Origin of the sequence: Leptotrichia sp. oral taxon 417 (genome assembly GCF_013394865.1) — a bacterium.
Lineage (GTDB): Bacteria > Fusobacteriota > Fusobacteriia > Fusobacteriales > Leptotrichiaceae > Leptotrichia > Leptotrichia wadei_A.
Genome location: NZ_JABXYV010000001.1, coordinates 2,254,211 through 2,273,087 on the forward strand (window position 1 = coordinate 2,254,211; position 18,877 = coordinate 2,273,087).

Sequence of the window (18,877 nt, forward strand, 5' to 3'; positions counted from 1 at the left end):
TATATCAATAACTTTTTACTATAGGCTTAAATTTCCCTAATAAATTTTTCATTTAAAAATTAAAAGTCTTAATATTTTTATTGATTTGATGGTTTTTTCAGTTTTGATTCCCATTCACTGACTTCATCAGGGAAATAATTCAAGAAATTGTCAACTTTTTTTCCTTTAATGTCAACACTCAATATTTTGTCATTTTCCCTTAAAGTTCTTATTACTCTCAAGTCTTCACGAGATTTTATTCCACCAATAATTGTATACTTTCCATTCAGTTCCTTCATTGCCTCCATAGTAATAAAAAACTGGCTGCTGTTAGTATCAGGCCCTGAATTTGACATTGCCAATATTCCTTCAACATCAAAATTTAGCCATTTCTTTTTCTCATCTGGAATAATGTATCCTGTCGTTCCAGTTCCATTTTCAGCAGGATCTCCTCCCTGAACAAGTCCATTTGGAACAACTCTAAAAAACTTTAATCCATTATAGAAATCATTTTTTGCCAAAAATACAAAATTCGCAACATTTTTTGGAGCTGCTTCAGGATATAAAAAAAATGTAATATCCCCTTTTGTAGTTTTCATTACAGCTTCCATTTGAAAATCCTTCATTATTTTCTCAAATTTTTTATTTTCTTTCTTTTGATGATTTTTACTTCCTTTGGCTTCAGCAATGCTAACCATCATAATCATTAACATGCTAACCAATATCGCTATTTTCTTCATTATTCTCCCTCACTTTTTTATATTATAGACCGATTTTATTTGCTTTATGACAAGGGGGAACTTACCCTTGCCAAAGTATTTTCAAAATTCATATAATTATAAGAAAAGCTAATATGTCCTTTTTATATATTTTATAGTTTCTTCAACTTCAATTTTATTATTAAAGTCAAATTCCAAAATTCTAAAGTTAATTTCCTCAACATCCAGATTATATTTTAAAAGCTCCTTTTCCTCCATAATATTATCGTAAATGACAAGAACGGAAAACTGGTTTCCAAATCCGTCAACTAGCTCCAATGTGTTAATTACTCTATTTTTTTTCATATTAAAGGCATTTCTTATTATTTCATTCGCTTCCCTTTTATTTCTAGACTGTTTATAAAGCTCAGAAATTATCATAGGCAGTTTTACCGCAAATAAAATTTTCAGCTCTTCCCTTTTTTTAAATTTTATTATTGCCATTTTTAAAATCCTTATTTTTTATTTTTGTAATCTTATCCTTGAATTGCTTTTGTCAATGGCGGAATAATTTGTTTCTTTCTTGAAACTACACCCTTCAAAGTTACTAAATTACTGTCAACTTTTTCTCCAAATGCTTTTTCAATAACATCATTTCCATTTCCAGAAACTAATGCTGTAGAATCATTTGTTAAAATATTTGTAATTGCAAGCATAAAGAATTTTAGCCCTTCTTTTGCAATAATATTATCAATTTCAGCCAATAATTTTTCTTTTCTTTCTAAAACTTCCGCTTCATTTACAGTATTGACTTGTGCTACACCAATTTTTTCACCATCAATTTCAAATATTTTCATGTCCATATTAAGAAGTTCTGCTTCAGATTTATCTCCAAGCGCAGTTCCAGCCTTTAACATTTCAAGTCCATATTCCTTCAAATCTACTCCAGCAATTTCAGCCAATTCCTTTCCAGCCTTTGCGTCACATTGTGTACAAGTTGGAGATTTAAACAATAATGTATCTGAAATAATTGCGCTTAACATAAGTCCAGCAGTTTCTTTACTTGGTGCAAGACCATTTTCCTTAAATAATTTTAAAATAATAGTCGCAGTACATCCAACAGGCTCTACTCTTGCATACAATGGCTCATCTACATTGAAATTTGAAATTCTGTGATGATCAATCAATTCCAAAACTTTTGCTTCTTCAAATCCATCAGCAGTCTGAGTTCTTTCATTATGATCTACTAAAATAATTTCCTTTCCAGCCACATTTTCCACCAATTCAGGCTTTTCAACTTTAAAATAGTTCAAGGCATACTTAGTTTCTTCATTAACTTCTCCAAGTCTTACAGCCTTTACATCTTTTCCCAATTTATTTTTTAGTTCCGCATAAGCAATTGCCGAACAAATTGTATCTGTATCTGGATTTTTGTGTCCAAAAACTAATATTGACATATTTTTTCCTCCTAAATTTTAATCATTTTATATTATTATAACCTATTAATCTTATTTTTGAAATAGAAAAAACCATTTTTTGAAAAAAACTTAAAATAAATGTTTTGAAACACGGGATCAAAACTCCTTGCTAATTTAGTTCATCAAATACTCTTAATAATTTATTCTTAAACTTCCAGCAATTTTACTTCGATTTCATAATCCTCTGAAACTTTTCCCCTTAAAATATTCTTATATTCCTCAATTTGCTTCTGATATTCTTTTTTCGTTTCAGGCTCAAATCCAGTCTTATAATCATAAATATAGATTTTCCTGTTATTCTCATCAATATTTATTCTGTCAATAATACGCTTCTTCCCTTCAGAATCATATACTTCAAATTCATTATAAACTTTATATTTCTTATCATAAATATTGATATTTTTTTCAATAAATTTATCCATTCTGACAATCAGTTCTTCCACAATTTTTTTCCCCAGCATATTCCCATATCGGCTCAAAAGTGCAGATTTTGCTATCTTTTTCTCATTTTCCAAATCATTTAAAATATGCTCAAAATAATAGTGCATTGCAAGACCTTTTTTTCGTTTAAATTCTTTTTCTAAAGTTATACTTGATTTTTTTATTTGAAATTTATCTTTTGAAAAATAAGTTTCCAAAATTTTATTGTTTATTTTAAATTTTTCAGAGTTTTTTATATTTTCATTTTTTATTTTAATTGTTTCAATAATTTTCCCATTATGATATTCTTTTTCGTTACCATTATAAACTTCAATTAATTTATTTATAAAAGTATCTGAAAATTCATATTCTTTAGGATTTTTCTTAGTTGGAGTCAATTTTTTGATAACTGCTTCACAATATAAAAGGAGATTTTTTTTCGCACGTGTCAAAGCAACATAATCAGCATTTATTTCTTCCATTTTTTCCTTTTGAGAATTTTTTTCAGCAATCATTTTATATTCTTTTAGTTCTTTTACATTTTTAGAATATTTTGAAAAAATTATCAGGAAATTGGTTACATTGGAAAAAGTTTCATCATAATTAAAATATGTTTCAAAAGTTTTAAAATTATTTCCACCTGTTTTTCCTTTTCTATAATAAATTATTGTATCAAATTCCAATCCTTTGGACTTATGAATTGTCATTAAATTTATGGTGTTCTCATCAGAACTGCTTATTTGACGCAAATTATCCCTTTCATCTTCAACATGCACGATAAATTCGTACAAATTATCAAATTCTTTTAAAATATTGAAAAATTGAAAAATATTTTTTATATCGCTATTTGTCGAATAGAAACTTGTCACATCAAAATTTTGAATAATTTTTTTTGAAAAATTCTCATTTGGATATTTGTTGTTTAAATTAACCGAAAGTTTGTAAAGTTCTTTTATTTTTTCCAAAATTTTAGAAAATGAAAGCCCATTTCTTTCCATAAAATCAATGTTTTTATATTCCATCAAATTTCCTTTTTCTTCCAAATTTTCCAAGTTTTCTACAAAATATTCAAAACTATTTTTATTTTTCAGATTTTTATTCGATAAATTAATATTTTTTGTAATATATTTTTCAATTAAATATTTATTTTCTACCAAATATTTTACGTGATTATTCAGGCACCCAATTAAATCACTTCGCATAAATTCCAATAAATAAACAAAATTATGATAGACAAAAAATTTTATTAGCTTATATAGCGGTTTAACAGCTTTGTAGTCTAAAATCGAAGAATTGCTCTCAAGCGTAAATGGAATTTTTTCTTCATTCAGCCTTGCTGTAATTTCCGCAAGCTCATTATTTCCACGACAAATTATACAGCTTTTCCCAAGATTCTGAATTTTCCCTTCTTTTAAGTTTCGTATCATTTCTTCGTATGCTTTTTCAGGTTTTTCTTCCTCTTTCTTATATTTAGATTTTCTTTTTTGAAAATAATATCCAAAATATCCTCTCTGATAGTCCTCATCATCACGATACAACGAATTTGTATATTTCCAGTTTTCATTATAATTAGTAAAAATTTTATTTACATTTTCAATAATCTGCTTGTAGCTTCGATAGGATTTTTCCAAACTCTGAACATTTCCACCGATCAGATTTTCCAAATTTTCAAAAAGTTCCTTTTCTCCACCACGCCAATTGTAAATACTTTGTTTCTCATCACCAACGCAAATAATATTTTTGGCACTTGAAAGAAGTAATTGTAAAATTTTCCATTGCAAAATACTTGTATCCTGAAACTCATCAATCATAATTGTATCAATTTGTCCACCAATAAGTTCCAAAAAATCTCCTGTAACTGTGTTGTTATTTTTATTGTCAGTTTTTACAAATCCTAGTTCCTTGTCAAAAATAAACTTATACGTATATGTAGAAATATCTGTGTGAGTAAATCTTTTTGTACTTAATTTTGTTTGTTCTGCAATGTCAAATATAATTTTTGCAAATTCTTTTATTTTCCTGTCATTCGGTAATATTTTCTCATAAAAAATATAATTTGAGATTGATTTGTGCAAAAGTTCCTGATCTTTTTTCATTGTATCCAGCAGTTCTTTGGCTTCTTTTCCACCAGTTTTTTTCCCGTTCCAAATATTTCCTGTACCAAAAATATCATCTGATTTTTCCAATATTAATTCTATTTTTTTATCTTGCACAGTAGAAGTATCGGGATTATTTTGATTTAGTTCTTCAAATTTTTTAAAAATATCAGTAAATTTTACATTTAATATTTCAGTAACGTTTTCTCTTTTTATTTCAGCAATTTTTTTCGTATTTTTAAGAATATTTTCAAAAATATTTACAAAATCTGTACTTGATTTACTATTTTTCAAAGCTAGATTTGCTTCTTTGTAATTATTGCCAGCTAGCAAAAATTTTTCCTGCAAATTCAGTAGCGATTTTACAACTTTTACATAAGTCGAGATATTTTTCCTGTCTTTTTCTTCATCTATCATAAACTTAAATTTTTCGAAATAGTTATTATTTCCAATTATTTTAATCAAAATATCATTGTAAAATTCATCTTCTTCTTCGTCAATTGTTTCATAGCTATAAACACCAAAATATGGAGCGATCGTATTTTTAAAAATTCTGTTTGTAAATCCGTCAATTGTGTAAATTCTGATTTCATCCTTATTTTTGATCATTTCAAAATACATATTTTGTAAGTTATTTTTTAAGATTTCATCATCGGAGAATCCATAAAGTTCTTTTAGGCTATTTTCCAGCTCTTTCCAGTTATATTTTTCAAATGCAATTTGATAAAGAAAATCATAAATTCTCTCTTTAATTTCCGCAGTTGCCTTTTTAGTAAAAGTCATTACAACTATATTTTTATAATTTACACCTTTTATCAAGTTTGCAATATATTCTAGTGATAATCTATAAGTCTTCCCAGTTCCTGCACTTGCTTTCAAAATAATTTTATTTTGTTTTTCATTTATATTATTTATTTTCATCATTTAATTCATCCTCCCTTCTGCATATATTTTTATAAGTTTGATAGGTGTAGTTTTGCACATCTTTTACATCACCAATATCATAATAATCAGTTTCATAATATTTTTTTACGACTTTGAGAATATCATCTTCATTCAGAAATTCTTCTTCTTCTTTTCTTTTATCATCCATTATATCGCCATTCCATACATCCACTACAAATTTTTCTATTTCCTGACTATTTCTTTCAGAAAGCATAATAGAGTAGTAATCTAATTGTTTAAAAGCATTGTCAACTTTTTCTTTCTTTTCTTCTCCTTTTTTATTTTTTAGGACACCAGATTTATAGTCATACAAAATTTCTTTTTCTTTCAATTTTAAGTGCAAATCAATTACTCCATTTATAAAAATATTTTCATAAAGTTTCTTTTCTGATTTAAGTTTTATTTTTTCTTCCGAATAAATTTTTATTTCATCTTCATTTTCAATTCTTTTCATCATTTTTTTCAATATTTTTTCTACTGATTTTACAATTTCTTTAAATGAGATTTTTTTATAAAATTCCAAATAATCTTCAGAAATTTTATATTTATATGAATTTAGAACATCTTTTAAAACATCCTTAATTTCCTTTTTTAAAATTTTTTCATCTTCCTTACTTTTTATCAAAAGTTTCTTTTTCTCAATATTTTCCTTATTTTTAGAAACAATTTTTTCATAAATTAAATGAATAATAGTTCCAAACAATTTATCCTCTAATTTTTCATCAATTTTTTCAATCTCAGTTTCACCAATCATTTTATCTAAATAATACCCATACTCAAAGGTTTCCATCTTTTCAAAATCATAATATCCAAGACTCAATTTTTTTGATTTAATTTTATCTAAATTTTTTTCCAGCTTAGATGGAATAAATTTTCCAATTTCTCGTGGTTTCCATGTTTTTTCTATATTTTCCAAAAAATAGTTTTTTATAAAATCCAGTTCGTCATTCTCATTTATTTTATTTTTTTGTGCTTTTATACTGTATTTTAGTTTAATTTCCTCAATAACTCCAGCCGAATCTATATTTTCATCTTGATTTTTTACATAAGATAAATAAACATTTTTTGCTCCTAGAATATTTTGATAAAATTTAAAAATCTCAATTCGCTTTTCATCATCACTTATAGGAAGCCCTATTTTTGCACGTTGAATTTTTGTAAATAAATAATTGTTTACATTTACTTTTGGAAATGTATCTTGAATATTGAGAAGTATAAGGTTTTCCTTTTGAGTCTCTGAAATTGCTGAAAATGAATTAATCGAATATTTTGCAATATTTTCACTATCCTGCTCGTCACTTTTTTCAAGATTTAAACTAATCGCTTTTTTATCTAAATATTTCAAAAATAGTTTCAATAAACTTGCTGAAATTACATTTTCACTAAAAAAACCACTCCATAAATTATCAAATGAAAAATCTTCCAGCACTACCATTTCCGATAAAGCTTCAAAATACTTATCTCGAATATCTTTATCCAGCTCACCGCTTCTATCAAAAATTTCCTCAAGATAGCTTCTATATTCTTCAAGCATCTGATATTCAAAAATTCTTTCAATTTCATCAATTAAATTAATAATTCCTTCAATATCAATATCTGTCCAATTTTTATAATATCTTTCATTTTGATTTTTCAAAATTCTAAAAATTTCATTTTTAGAAATATATTTATATCCCTCTTTAGCAATTTCCACAAAAAAATTATAAGATTTTTTTAACTTAAAGATTTTTAAAAAATCATTAGATTTAAAAGCATCATACAAATCTTTCATTCTAATTTTTAAAGATTGGTTACATTCTTTTTTATTTTCCTTTTCAAATTCATAGTTTTCTAAATTTTCTGTTTTCTCATTTTCTATTTTATAATTTTTTTCAGTTTCAATTCTAGATTCAAAATCTTCATTTTCTACTTCATCACTTTCAGAATTTTTTCCAATAACTTTTACATTTTCCAAAATATTACAGATTAGTTCCAATATTTTGTAAATCTTTGTTTTTTGCATAGTAATTTCCAGATTAGAAGAAATTTTTTCTTGTTTTAAAAGCTGATAATCCTTTTTCCCATCTTCTCCGTTATTCTGCAAATCATAAATTTTAAAATTTGCTATATTTTCAATTTTTTCTTCATTTTCACTGTCATTCAGTTTTTTTATCATTCCCAAAAGCTGTGAAAATTTATTTTCATATTCAAAAATTTCAATATTTGTTTCAAATTTTTCCAAAGATTCACTTTTATTAGGAATTGAAAAACTGTCATTTATTTTTAATTTTTCTTCATTAAAATCATTTTTACTAAGCTGCAGAATATTTTTTACTATAATTCCTCTGCTTTCAATATTTTTAATTATTTCTTTTTCAAAAGGTGTAATTTTAACTTTATTTACAAAACAAATTTTATTAAATTTTTTTAAAAAACTATCCGAAATATTTTCTACATTTCTAAGCATATATGGCAAAATTAGTCCTTTTAGCTGTACAATTTTTTTAATTTCATTATCAATTTCAAGTAAAGTTTTAAAAGTTTTAACCTGCCATTTCTCCAACTCCACCTTTTCTAAATCAATCTTATATTCCTGAAGTTCTGCAAATAAATTATAATAATTATAGGCAATATCAATAACATCATAATAATTCTTAATCTTCATTTTCTTTTTTAGCTTTTGTGTCAATGCATTATAAAATAATACAACCTGTTTTTCTTCTTTTATCACAATTTTGTCTGTAATAAAAAGATTTTCATAAAAATCATAACTGTTCATCATCTTAAAATTCTGAAAAATCCCTAATTCTTGCTGCATTTTCTCATCTTGCAAAAAGTTTCTTTTAATTTCAAAAAATGAAGCTGAATTTTCAAATACAAAAAGTGTATTTTCATTTTTCCTAAATTCTTCAAATAATATTTCTTTTAAATTAGATCCAATTCCTTTATAACTAATTTTCATAGTATCTTTCTCCTTAAACTGAAGATTTTTTATAAATTTTTTACTATTATAACATTTTTTTCAAAAAAATTGTAAAAATATGCAAAAGTTGTTTCCAAATATTAATTTCAAAGTTTTAATTTTGAGTCAAAAAAATCCATCCTTATCATCTCCTATCATTACTAAAAAAAGAAATCTAATAAAATATTCAACCAGCATTCAACTTCTTCTTCTCCAAATAAACCACTTACAAAATCTAAGATATAATCACATAAATTCAGAACTATCAACTCCTATATTTATTTTTCATATTATCTTTTTAATTACAAAATCATTATAACACGTATTAGACACGTAGTCAATGATTTTAAAATTTTTTTTGATATTTTTTCCAATTTCTAAATAAATAAAAAAGAGCCTTATCGCTCTTATTGTTTTGTTAATACTAAAAAACAATCTTAGAAATATTCTAAATCTTTGATGATGTTAATTTGGGGAACTTATATATATGTTTTAGTCCCCTTCATTTTTGGGGTGGTCTAAATCATAAAGTACTTCCATCATTTTTAATAAATATTGTTTTAGTCCCCTTCATTTTTGGGGTGGTCTAAATCCCATCCAATATGGGATAATATGTTACTTTTTATTTTAATATTTGATTATTTATTGTTTTTTTACTGATTTAGATTATCCCTTTGTCTTATTTTACCACATTTTTCTCATAATGCAAACTAATATTCTAAAATTTTTGTTTCTTTTCTTATAATTTTTTCTCCGATAGTTATTTCGCCAGATAAGATTTTCATTTTCTTAATCAAATCACTTCATATTTCTTATTTTTCAGAACTTTTTTCTTCCATTTTATATTCAAACATAACTTTCACAAGTTTACACAATTCCTTTGAATTTCTATAGGTTTTTATCGGTTCTTTCTTTTTATCATTATCTTTTAGTTTCAGTTTTTTCAAATGTACAATTTCTTCTGATTTTAAACTTTGAATTTCTATTTTCTTATCTGCTCCTATCTTAAATTTCACCACAAAACCGTATTCCTTCAATATATCCACTACTGATTTCATAACTGCATTTTTAAGTTTTCTATCATAAGATAGTAATTTTCTTAAATTTTCCAGCACTTCTAAAAGTGAAATTTCGGCATGCGGAATATAGTTAAAATGTGCAATATAATTTCGTATATACAAATCTTTTTTCTCTTGTTTTAACACTTTTATATTTGCACTGGAATATTTATTTATTTTCACTTCATCATTTTGATGTAATTCCTTATAAAATTTTATATATTTTTCAACAATTTGTCCGCTTTTGTATTTCATATTCTTTTTATTCTCAAAATTAAATATTTCTTCTATATACTGATTTTCTGGAAATTCCCCTTTTAATCTAAATCTCAAATCTCTTTCCCAAATCGAAGTATACCCCACAAGTCTATGAAGTATTCTTAATAGTAGACCTTGTAACAAATTTAACTCATTAAATTCTACTTTATTTTTCAAATGAGTATATTCTTCTATATTTTTAATTGCCTGTTTATAGCTTTCATAATCTTCATCAGTAAATTTTTCATCTTTTCTAGGTCTTGCATATTTTCTATGTAAATTTTCCTGCATTTTATGATTTTTTTCTATTTCATTTTTTTTATTACTGTATTTTTTCAATTCTTCTATACTTATTTTATATCCTGCCTTATCCGCTATTTTTTCAAGTAGATTTAACATTCCATATTTTTTTATATTATAATAAGCTCTGTATTTTATAATATTTTCTTTATAAAAATACATTTTAGTTGTATCAAATTTCTTTAATTCTTCTCTATTTTTTATTTTATTGCCATTAAAATTTAAAAATTTTCCAATTTCATCTGCTTCAAATTCAAAATCTTCTTTTACTTTATTATTGTCTAAATTTAAAAAATTTATAAGTTCAAGCTCATCTGAAAAAATATTAACTTCGTTTGCACTATGATATTTTTCAAGATTTCCCTTCAAATTAGTAAATTCCTTATTATTAAGCAATTTCAAAATCAAATAAAATATATTTAATTTTGCACTGTTTTTCAATATTTTCCCTAATTTTATTTCCTTTAAAAACTCATTTATTTCATCAGGAATCTCAATATCATTATTTTCTTCGTATTTTCTCCAAAATTTATCAAACTCCTGTTTTTTTTCAGCCAAAGAATTATTTACTTCTTCATCACTTCCAATATACATAAGGCTTAATCTTCTGTTATTTGCTAAATAAGTTATAAATCCTTTTAAAAATACTTTTTGAATAAAGTCAATGTATGTATTTTTTTCTTCTTCATCCTGATTTGCAACATTAATTATATAAAGGCTTTGTACCTTTGCAAGATATTCTTTAGGACTTCTTGCCTCAAGATTTTCAAATTTTTGCAGTTTATAAAATCCAGTTTTTACATTTTTTTTATTATTTTTATTTAATTTAATTACTTCTCTGCTTATTTCAAAGAAGTTTCCGTTCCTGCTCATAAAATAATCTAAAAATTTTCCATAATAAATATTTTTTAAAAGATATATTTGAGCATCTGTAATTTCTTTAGTTTTGATATCATCGTTAGTTTTTGGAGTTTTCCAGTAAATATTCAAACTAATTTTCAAGTCATCTATTCTATCATATAATTTTGTAAATGATGGGACAAATGGAATATTTTTATTGACAAATTCAAATCGTGTACTTCTTAAATAATCCAATATTCTATCTTTTTCCAAGTATCTAAATACATTCGCACTATTCAACTGCCTAAATATCTTCAATTTCAATTTTTTCTCATTTATTTCATTTTGAAACATTTTTTTTGAAATTTCAGAAGGAACGATATTTTTAAATGCAAATATATCTTTCCCATCCAAATCCAAATTAAAGTGAACAATTCCATGTCTAATACTGCTAATGGCTTCATCAATATTTGCAAAAAAATCTTCAATTTCTTTTTTATTATCCATATCAAAATCATAGCCATAAAACATTTTTAATTTATTTTTTACTTCATTTTGCTTATTTTCATAATATATTTGATCAACTTCTCCAGGAATGTATTTTTCTTCCCCAGTTTTACTCTCTATTCTAGTCTTTCCTCTCATTTTTCCTGTAATATCATCTTTATTTTCAGTTTCAAGAATATTTCTCAATGAAAAATATGCAACCGAAGAAACTCCAATTATATTTCGTAAAAATGCTTCATTTTGTCTATTCCTAGCAATAAAATCACTTGTTGCAATTTCTCCATCTTGTAAATAATAATTATATTTCCCGCAATTTCTTACATAAGTATCCAATTTATTTAGTAATTTATTTTCTATTAATTTTTTTAAACTTTGATATTCAAATATTCTTTTCACTTTATCATTGCTTATATTACTTGGTTTTTTATACACATAATTTTTCAGAAGTTTACTCATTTCAATTTCTACAAAATGACAAAAAACATATTTTACATTTTCATCATTAAGTTCTTCTTTATCCAAATAATATTTATAAAACACTTGTGATTTTTTTAATTCACTCATATCTGGAACTTTTTCAATTAATTCTTTCATATTATTTACATTTTGTATTTCTTCATAAATAATTTTAGCAAAATTTTCTTTATCATTTTTTCTTCCAATTATTTCATGATAAAATTCTCTTATCTTAGATTTTTCAAGCTTTGTTAAATTTTCTATTTTTAAAACTAACTTGGCAATATCCTCTTCTTTATATAATTTATCAAAGGCTTCTTTTACATTACTCACATAAGCATCACGTTTTGCTGATTCTCTGTAATAATCATAAATAATATTTCTTTTGCTCTTTCCTTCAACTTTTTCAATATTATTTTCATTAATTTTCTGGTAATTAGCCTTATTTTTTTCAAATGAATATTTTAAAGAATTTATTTTATTCAATTTTTTCTTAATGTCTTTTCTAAATACTTCCAATTCTTCTGAATTTACATTTTCATTTAAATATATTTTTTTTAAAACTGCAAAATTTTTGCTATCTCTTACATCATATTCCGAAATATCTGTTTCAGAATATTCCCTGTCAATATTTTCCTTTTTTCCATTCTTTAAGCTTAAGGTATTGTCTTTTAAATACACCATTTTATTTGAAAAGAATTTTTTCAGTTTTCCTATTCTTTTTTTATTTTCTTTTGTTTCTGTATTGCTAGGATTTTTTATATACATATCTAGTCTCATATTTAAAAGTGCAGATAATCTCTCATCAGTCCTATTTTCTTCACTTTCGCTTTTTACAAGCCTTCCTTCACTAGTATATTTTTTATGTGAAATTCCTCCAACTTTTGTAACTTTCATATATAAAAACCTCCTAATATCTGTATTTTTTACTCAATACCTAATTCTTTTTTCAATGCTTTTTGTAAAATTTGTGAAAAATTCAGATTTTTTTCCTGTGCCAATATATCTAGCCAAACAGGAATTGTTAAAGTTTTCTTTTTAAGCGCATTTGTAACTTTTGCCACTTCATACACTGGATCAACAGATAAAATATACAAATACTGATTTTCTTTCAGTTTCACATCCTCCACTTTTGAAGGCTCAGGAAATTTTTTTCTTACATCCAAAAAATCAGCCAAATGCAGACCTAATGTCTCTCTCAAATTGGAAACAGCCTCCTCCATGCTATTTCCAAATGTAGCATAATAATTTATCTCTCCATCTTCAAACTTATCAAAATCAACAATACAACCATAATAAGTCCCATCTTCCTTAGTTACCACTGCTGGATAAAATACATCCATTTTCATTATCTCCTATCTTTTTTTACGTGTTGAACACGTGTATAAAATTGTTTGTAAAATTTTTTAGCATTTCTGCTAAATCAAAATAATTATTTTAAATTTTTCTATTTTTTAATCATTCATTGTTAGTAATTCTTTTTTACTTGGACAATTTTTCATTTAATTTCTTTATTTTTTTAAAATCAATTTTTTTAATATTTCTTACCTAATTACAAATTTTCCTTACTTTTGGGGTGCTCTAAATCCAATCATTGAAGGGCACGGCAGATATTTGGGTTTTAGTCCCCTTCATTTTTGGGGTGCTCTAAATCCCATCCAAATTATGGGATAATAATTTTTAGTGAAAGCAAGAAGGGACTAGAATTTAATCCCAACTTGTCTTTCAATATTTTTTACTGTTCCGATAGGTATATCTTTTGAGTATTGTACTGTTACAACACCTTTTACACCTGGAATTTTCCATTGATAATGACTACCTCTTATACGCACAACTTTTCCGCCTAATTTTCTAAATCTTTTTTCGATTTTTTTATATGACATAAATATCATTCCCTTCTAAAATAATGTTAATCATAACTTCTAATAGAAAGTATCTGAAAATTAGGAATAGTTGAAAAGTTTTACAAATAGTCATTTTCAACTTACAAATCTATTATAACACGTATACAGTACATTGTCAATAGTTTTAAAAAAATTTTTTAGAAAAAATCACAGCCAATATTCTTAACTGTGATTCTAATATCTTTACAAAAAATCAAAAAAACTTACTTTTTAAAATTTCTATTCAAAATTATTTATCTTACAATTTGGAATAAAATTGCAACGACTAGAAATAATGTTGCAACTATTTCTGTAAATTTTTCAATTCCTTCTTTTTCTTCATCCAAGATATTTGCAGAACTTTTTGCTAAACCTTGGCTTCTGTCTGGCTGTAGTAAAATTACGCTTATCATGATGATTGATAAAATTACTAAAGCTATAATTAATAAATTTTCTAACACTTTATTAGTTCCTCCTATAATCTAAAAAACAAGAGAATAGCTAATTATTTTTTATTTTCAAAACAATTATTTAGCTGCTGCATCTCCAGCTTTTATTATTACAGCGAATTTTTCAGGAATTAAACTTGCTCCTCCTACTAATCCACCGTCAATGTCTGTTTGTGCAATTAAGTCAGCTGCATTTCCATCGTTCATTGAACCACCGTATTGAACTGTTACATTTTCTGCAACTTCTTTTCCGTATAAGTCAGTCAATAATCCTCTGATGAATGCATGAACTTCTTGAGCTTGATCTGGAGTTGCAGTTTTACCTGTTCCAATTGCCCATACTGGTTCATAAGCAAGTACAACATTTGCCATTTGTTCAGCTGTAACGTCTTTTAATCCACCAACAATTTGAGTTTTTACAACGTCGTTAGTTGTTCCAGCTTCTCTTTGTTCTAATTTTTCTCCAATACATAAAATTGGTTTTAAGTCATGAGCTAATGCTGATTTTACTTTTTCATTGATAATTTCATCATTTTCATGGTAATATTCTCTTCTTTCAGAATGTCCTAAAATTACATATTCCACACCTAAATCTTTTAACATTAATGGTGAAACTTCTCCAGTATATGCTCCACTTTCTTTAGCGTTCATATTTTCAGCGGCAATTTTAATGTTGCTTCCTGCAGTTTCTCTAGTTGCTGTTTCCAATGCAGTAAAAGGTGCTCCAATTATAATTCCTGCATTTTTAACATCTGCTACTAAAGGTTTCAATTCATTAAAGAATTTTGCTGCTTCTTTCGCAGTTTTGTTCATTTTCCAGTTTCCAGCTACTATTACTTTTCTCATAGTTTTTTCCTCCATTATTTATTTAATACATTTTCTTTTATTTTACCATATATTACCTTTTTTATCAATGCTGATACATCGAATTTTTTTCTTGAATATTTTATACTATTTCCCATTTAAATAGCAGGCTTACAAGAATCCAAAAACTCTTAATAGCAAATAATATAAAATATAACTTCTATCTTTAAACAGAGTTTAAATTAATTTATATAATCCAAAAATCAAAATCTTCACTTATTTGATCATATTTTTTATCTTTTCCAAGAATATCTGCAAATTCCTTAAAATCTTCGCCAGTTTTTCTCAAGTACTCTTCATTTCCTACAACTTCTTCTATTTTTTCTGAAATTCCATCCCACGATTTGTAAATGTCAGGTATTATTTTCAGACCTTCTTCAGTTATTTTCGTAATTGAATTTTTTCCAGACTTTTCCCTTTTCACATATCCTTTGGAAATTAATTTATCCACAAAGCGTGTAACTGTCGATGGAGCTATTGCCAATGTTTCAGATATTTGATTTACTGTAAGCCCATTTTCTTCTTCCTTCAATATAATCATCAAAAATCCGTGCGTTGGATAAATATCTATCTTTTCAAATGATTCTTCCGCTATTTTATTAACTATTCTAAACATCTTTGAAATTGAAAAATAAATACATTTTTGAATTTCCATTTTTCCTTTATTATCCATAAATTTTCACTCCCTTTTCTCATTTTCTATTTTTATTTAATTTATTATCTACAGTATATTTTTCCCAAAAAAACAGGAAAGTTAATTTAATAATGATATATGCAGGAATTGCAATAAATGCTCCTCCAATTCCAAATAAAGCTCCTCCAATAAGAACTACCAGAAGCGTCGTAATTGGATGCATTTCTACAGATTTTCCAGTAAGCCACGGTTTTACAATATTTGCTTCTATTGTTTGTACAATCGTAATTAGCACTACAATAAAAATCACTAATTTAAATGATTTTGTAAAAGCATAAAGTATAGCCGGAATCAGTCCAATAAACGGACCAATAAACGGAATCACATTCCCAAAACCTATAATTACTGAAAAAAGCATACTGTAATCCATTTTCAAAAAATAAAATATTATAAATGATACAACTCCAACTATCATACTGTCAAGTGCTGTTACAAGAATATATTTCCCAATTGTTTCATCCATATTTTTTATAAGAACAATCAAGTCTTCCCTATCCATATTCTGCAATGCTCTCTTAACTCCATTTTCCATGTTATCATAACTGAAAATAAGCATTATTGTAAAAATAGGAGTCATAAACAGCAGGCTGAATGTGCTGCTTATCAGCGAAAAACTTGAACTTAATACTTTTATGACATTGGATACAATTATATCCTTAGAACTCATCAGAGAACTTTTAAGGTCAATATTATTACTTTTAAGAAATCCAAAAAAATTATTTTGAAGCTTTTCCTGATTTTTTAGCAAGAAATCAATAAGACTCGATACCTGCTTTGTAAATATCGGCACAATTGTTAAAACAATGTAAAGAAAAATCACAAAAAATATAGTCAGTACAAGTAAAATTGCAAATGTACGATTTAATTTAATTCTTTTTTTCTTCTTACTCTGTGAAATCTCATTAAACAACTCTATTTTTTTTCTTTTTTCTGAATCGCTTATATTCATCTTTTCCACTTTTTCCAGCTCATCAAGTTTACTATTTTTTAAAAAACTGTCATTTTTGTCCTTTTCACTTATCATGTCAATAAAAGGCATAAGGCAATATACAATAATAAATGACAAAATAAACGGAAAAATCGTGCTTGTAACAAGCTTTATCTGTTTTGCGAAATTATCGTAAACTCTAAAAAATAACAAAAGTGCTAAAAGTGCCAATACCGTTACAATTAAAATATTTCTTAATTTTAACAGCTTTTCCTCATTGTAAAATTTCATTCACTTTTCCTTTCTATAATACCAGTTTCTAAAATATAGAAAATTTTTATTAAACAGTAATTCTAAATTTATAAACTTATCCAAAAGACTTTTCACTTTTTTTATTAAATACAATATCAATTGGACATCCTTCAAATCCAAAATATTCCCTCAATTTATTTTCAATATATCTTTGGTATGAAAAGTGTATCAATTCTGGATTGTTTGCAAAGAATACAAATTTTGGCGGTGCTTGGCTTACTTGCGTTGCATAATTTATTTTTACTGCTCGCCCTTTTCTCGTAGGAACTGGATTTTGTGCTATTATTTCTGACAAAATCTGATTCAAAAGACCAGTAGTTATCTTTTTATGATATTCCTCATTAATAAACCTAGCCTGCTCCAAAATATTCAAAGTTCTTTTTCCAGTCAATGCCGAAATTGTAACAATCGGCGCATAATCCAAGAATGCCAGATCAGCCTTCACAAGCTCAGTAAATTCCTTTACGCTATTATTATCCTTTTCAATTAAATCCCATTTATTTATGGCAATAATAATCGGCTTTCTCTCCTCATAAATCATTCCAGCGATTCTCTTATCCTGATCTGTCAAAAGTTCTGTCGCATCCAGCATAAGCACACATACATCCGCCCTTTTTATAGATTTCATTGCACGTAATACACTGTAATACTCAATATCATCTTCCACTTTTGACTTTCTACGGATTCCCGCTGTATCAATTAAAGTATAAGTTTCTCCATCATATTTCAAGCTGGAATCAATCGTATCCCTTGTTGTCCCTGCAATATCACTTACAATAGAACGCTCTTCATTCAAAAGTTTATTTACAAGCGAAGATTTCCCGGCATTCGGTCTTCCCAAAATAGCAATACTAAGTCCATCTTCAGTTTGCTTTATCTTTTTATCCTCAAATTTTTCAATTACAGCATCCAGCAAATCTCCCAAGTTTGTCTTATGCTCTCCGGAAATTCCAATGACTTCCTCAAATCCAAGTCCATAGAACTCAAAAATATTTTCCTGATCACGCATATAATTATCAATTTTATTTACAGCTACAACAACTTTTTTATCCTGCTTTCTAAGTACAGTTGCCACATCTTCATCAAGTCCAGTAATCCCAGCCTTCCCATCAACTAAAAATATAATTACATCCGCTTCATCAATTGCTACTTGTGCCTGCTGCTTAATTTTCCCCATCATAAAATCCTCAGTTCGTGGCTCAAGCCCACCAGTATCCACCAGTATAAATTCTTTCCCGCTCCATTCCATCTCACGATACAGCCTATCTCTAGTAACTCCAGGCTCATCCTTCACAATTGACAGCCTGTCCCCCACTAATTTATTAAATAACGTTGATTTCCCCACATTGGGCCTACCAACAATTGCTACCGTATGTTTCATTTTTCCCTCCATTTTTTATTTTTATAATTTTATAATAAAAAAATATATTATTTAAACAAAAATCGCATTAAATCAGTTCAATTTCAAACAAATTCATTTATATTTCAAATTAAATTTGAATATACAATATATTTTATCATATTTTTTACATTTTTATTAGTCTTTTTTTATAATATTACAAAAATATATCTATAAAATAAATAGGAATTGCTAAAATTAACTAAAGAAGTGGAAAAGATATTGAAAAAGTCTTTAGAAAAAGAATAAATAAAACATTGATTATAATACTAAATCCCATTTAAAAAACAGAAATTATATTTTATATTACTGGCAAAAAGGCTTGCCCTCTTATAAAAAATTCATAATTAATCCGTTATTTAAATGGGAAAT

13 protein-coding genes are annotated in these 18,877 nt (G+C 26.2%); all 13 read right to left on the reverse strand.

What is annotated here, in order from left to right; all coding sequences use genetic code 11:
- Window positions 1-77: 77 nt before the first annotated feature.
- Window positions 78-719, reverse strand: a complete 642-nt coding sequence (locus tag HW276_RS10370) for a peptidylprolyl isomerase (RefSeq protein ID WP_147004363.1) — start codon at window positions 717-719, stop codon at window positions 78-80.
- A 108-nt stretch (window positions 720-827) separates the two neighbouring features.
- Window positions 828-1,181 (reverse strand): hypothetical protein, encoded by a 354-nt coding sequence (locus HW276_RS10375; RefSeq protein ID WP_147004364.1) that lies wholly within the window; start codon window positions 1,179-1,181, stop codon window positions 828-830.
- 32 nt (window positions 1,182-1,213) lie between these two features.
- Window positions 1,214-2,134 carry a manganese-dependent inorganic pyrophosphatase gene (locus HW276_RS10380; RefSeq protein ID WP_147004365.1) on the reverse strand — a complete coding sequence of 307 codons (921 nt, stop codon included), beginning with the start codon at window positions 2,132-2,134 and terminating at the stop codon, window positions 1,214-1,216.
- A 167-nt stretch (window positions 2,135-2,301) separates the two neighbouring features.
- Window positions 2,302-5,595, reverse strand: a complete 3,294-nt coding sequence (locus tag HW276_RS10385) for an exodeoxyribonuclease V subunit beta (protein WP_255460452.1) — start codon at window positions 5,593-5,595, stop codon at window positions 2,302-2,304.
- Window positions 5,579-8,557 (reverse strand): PD-(D/E)XK nuclease family protein, encoded by a 2,979-nt coding sequence (locus tag HW276_RS10390; protein ID WP_178938384.1) that lies wholly within the window; start codon window positions 8,555-8,557, stop codon window positions 5,579-5,581. The genes HW276_RS10385 and HW276_RS10390 overlap by 17 nt, the downstream gene beginning before the upstream one ends.
- Window positions 8,558-9,369: 812 nt before the next feature.
- On the reverse strand, window positions 9,370-12,873 hold the full coding sequence (gene cas13a / locus HW276_RS10395) for a type VI-A CRISPR-associated RNA-guided ribonuclease Cas13a (RefSeq protein ID WP_178938385.1): 3,504 nt from the start codon (window positions 12,871-12,873) through the stop codon (window positions 9,370-9,372).
- Between the two features lie 29 nt (window positions 12,874-12,902).
- Entirely contained in the window at window positions 12,903-13,319 is a 417-nt protein-coding gene (locus HW276_RS10400) for a type II toxin-antitoxin system HicB family antitoxin (RefSeq protein WP_146959604.1), read from the reverse strand.
- Between the two features lie 357 nt (window positions 13,320-13,676).
- Complete coding sequence (locus tag HW276_RS10405) at window positions 13,677-13,859, reverse strand: type II toxin-antitoxin system HicA family toxin (RefSeq protein WP_178938386.1); 183 nt, start codon at window positions 13,857-13,859, stop codon at window positions 13,677-13,679.
- 254 nt (window positions 13,860-14,113) lie between these two features.
- The gene (gene secG, locus HW276_RS10410) at window positions 14,114-14,320 is read right to left on the reverse strand and encodes a preprotein translocase subunit SecG (RefSeq protein ID WP_006804864.1); all 207 of its coding nucleotides are present in this window, start codon (window positions 14,318-14,320) and stop codon (window positions 14,114-14,116) included.
- Window positions 14,321-14,386: 66 nt separating this feature from the next.
- Window positions 14,387-15,154 carry a triose-phosphate isomerase gene (gene tpiA, locus HW276_RS10415; protein WP_147004368.1) on the reverse strand — a complete coding sequence of 256 codons (768 nt, stop codon included), beginning with the start codon at window positions 15,152-15,154 and terminating at the stop codon, window positions 14,387-14,389.
- Between the two features lie 205 nt (window positions 15,155-15,359).
- Entirely contained in the window at window positions 15,360-15,845 is a 486-nt protein-coding gene (locus HW276_RS10420) for a MarR family winged helix-turn-helix transcriptional regulator (RefSeq protein ID WP_060917641.1), read from the reverse strand.
- Between the two features lie 19 nt (window positions 15,846-15,864).
- Window positions 15,865-17,085, reverse strand: a complete 1,221-nt coding sequence (locus HW276_RS10425; RefSeq protein ID WP_178938387.1) for an AI-2E family transporter — start codon at window positions 17,083-17,085, stop codon at window positions 15,865-15,867.
- 76 nt (window positions 17,086-17,161) lie between these two features.
- Window positions 17,162-18,487: a ribosome biogenesis GTPase Der gene (der, locus tag HW276_RS10430; RefSeq protein ID WP_147004371.1), complete on the reverse strand. Its 1,326-nt coding sequence runs from the start codon at window positions 18,485-18,487 to the stop codon at window positions 17,162-17,164.
- Between the last annotated feature and the right edge of the window lie 390 nt (window positions 18,488-18,877).

What these genes read in the sequence shown, in the direction of transcription:
- HW276_RS10370 (WP_147004363.1), bottom strand. Translation starts at nt 719, where the DNA reads ATGAAGAAAATAGCGATATTGGTTAGCATGTTAATGATTATGATGGTT.
- HW276_RS10375 (WP_147004364.1), bottom strand. Translation starts at nt 1,181, where the DNA reads ATGGCAATAATAAAATTTAAAAAAAGGGAAGAGCTGAAAATTTTATTT.
- HW276_RS10380 (WP_147004365.1), bottom strand. Translation starts at nt 2,134, where the DNA reads ATGTCAATATTAGTTTTTGGACACAAAAATCCAGATACAGATACAATT.
- HW276_RS10385 (WP_255460452.1), bottom strand. Translation starts at nt 5,595, where the DNA reads ATGATGAAAATAAATAATATAAATGAAAAACAAAATAAAATTATTTTG.
- HW276_RS10390 (WP_178938384.1), bottom strand. Translation starts at nt 8,557, where the DNA reads ATGAAAATTAGTTATAAAGGAATTGGATCTAATTTAAAAGAAATATTA.
- cas13a (WP_178938385.1), bottom strand. Translation starts at nt 12,873, where the DNA reads ATGAAAGTTACAAAAGTTGGAGGAATTTCACATAAAAAATATACTAGT.
- HW276_RS10400 (WP_146959604.1), bottom strand. Translation starts at nt 13,319, where the DNA reads ATGGATGTATTTTATCCAGCAGTGGTAACTAAGGAAGATGGGACTTAT.
- HW276_RS10405 (WP_178938386.1), bottom strand. Translation starts at nt 13,859, where the DNA reads ATGTCATATAAAAAAATCGAAAAAAGATTTAGAAAATTAGGCGGAAAA.
- tpiA (WP_147004368.1), bottom strand. Translation starts at nt 15,154, where the DNA reads ATGAGAAAAGTAATAGTAGCTGGAAACTGGAAAATGAACAAAACTGCG.
- HW276_RS10420 (WP_060917641.1), bottom strand. Translation starts at nt 15,845, where the DNA reads ATGGATAATAAAGGAAAAATGGAAATTCAAAAATGTATTTATTTTTCA.
- HW276_RS10425 (WP_178938387.1), bottom strand. Translation starts at nt 17,085, where the DNA reads ATGAAATTTTACAATGAGGAAAAGCTGTTAAAATTAAGAAATATTTTA.
- der (WP_147004371.1), bottom strand. Translation starts at nt 18,487, where the DNA reads ATGAAACATACGGTAGCAATTGTTGGTAGGCCCAATGTGGGGAAATCA.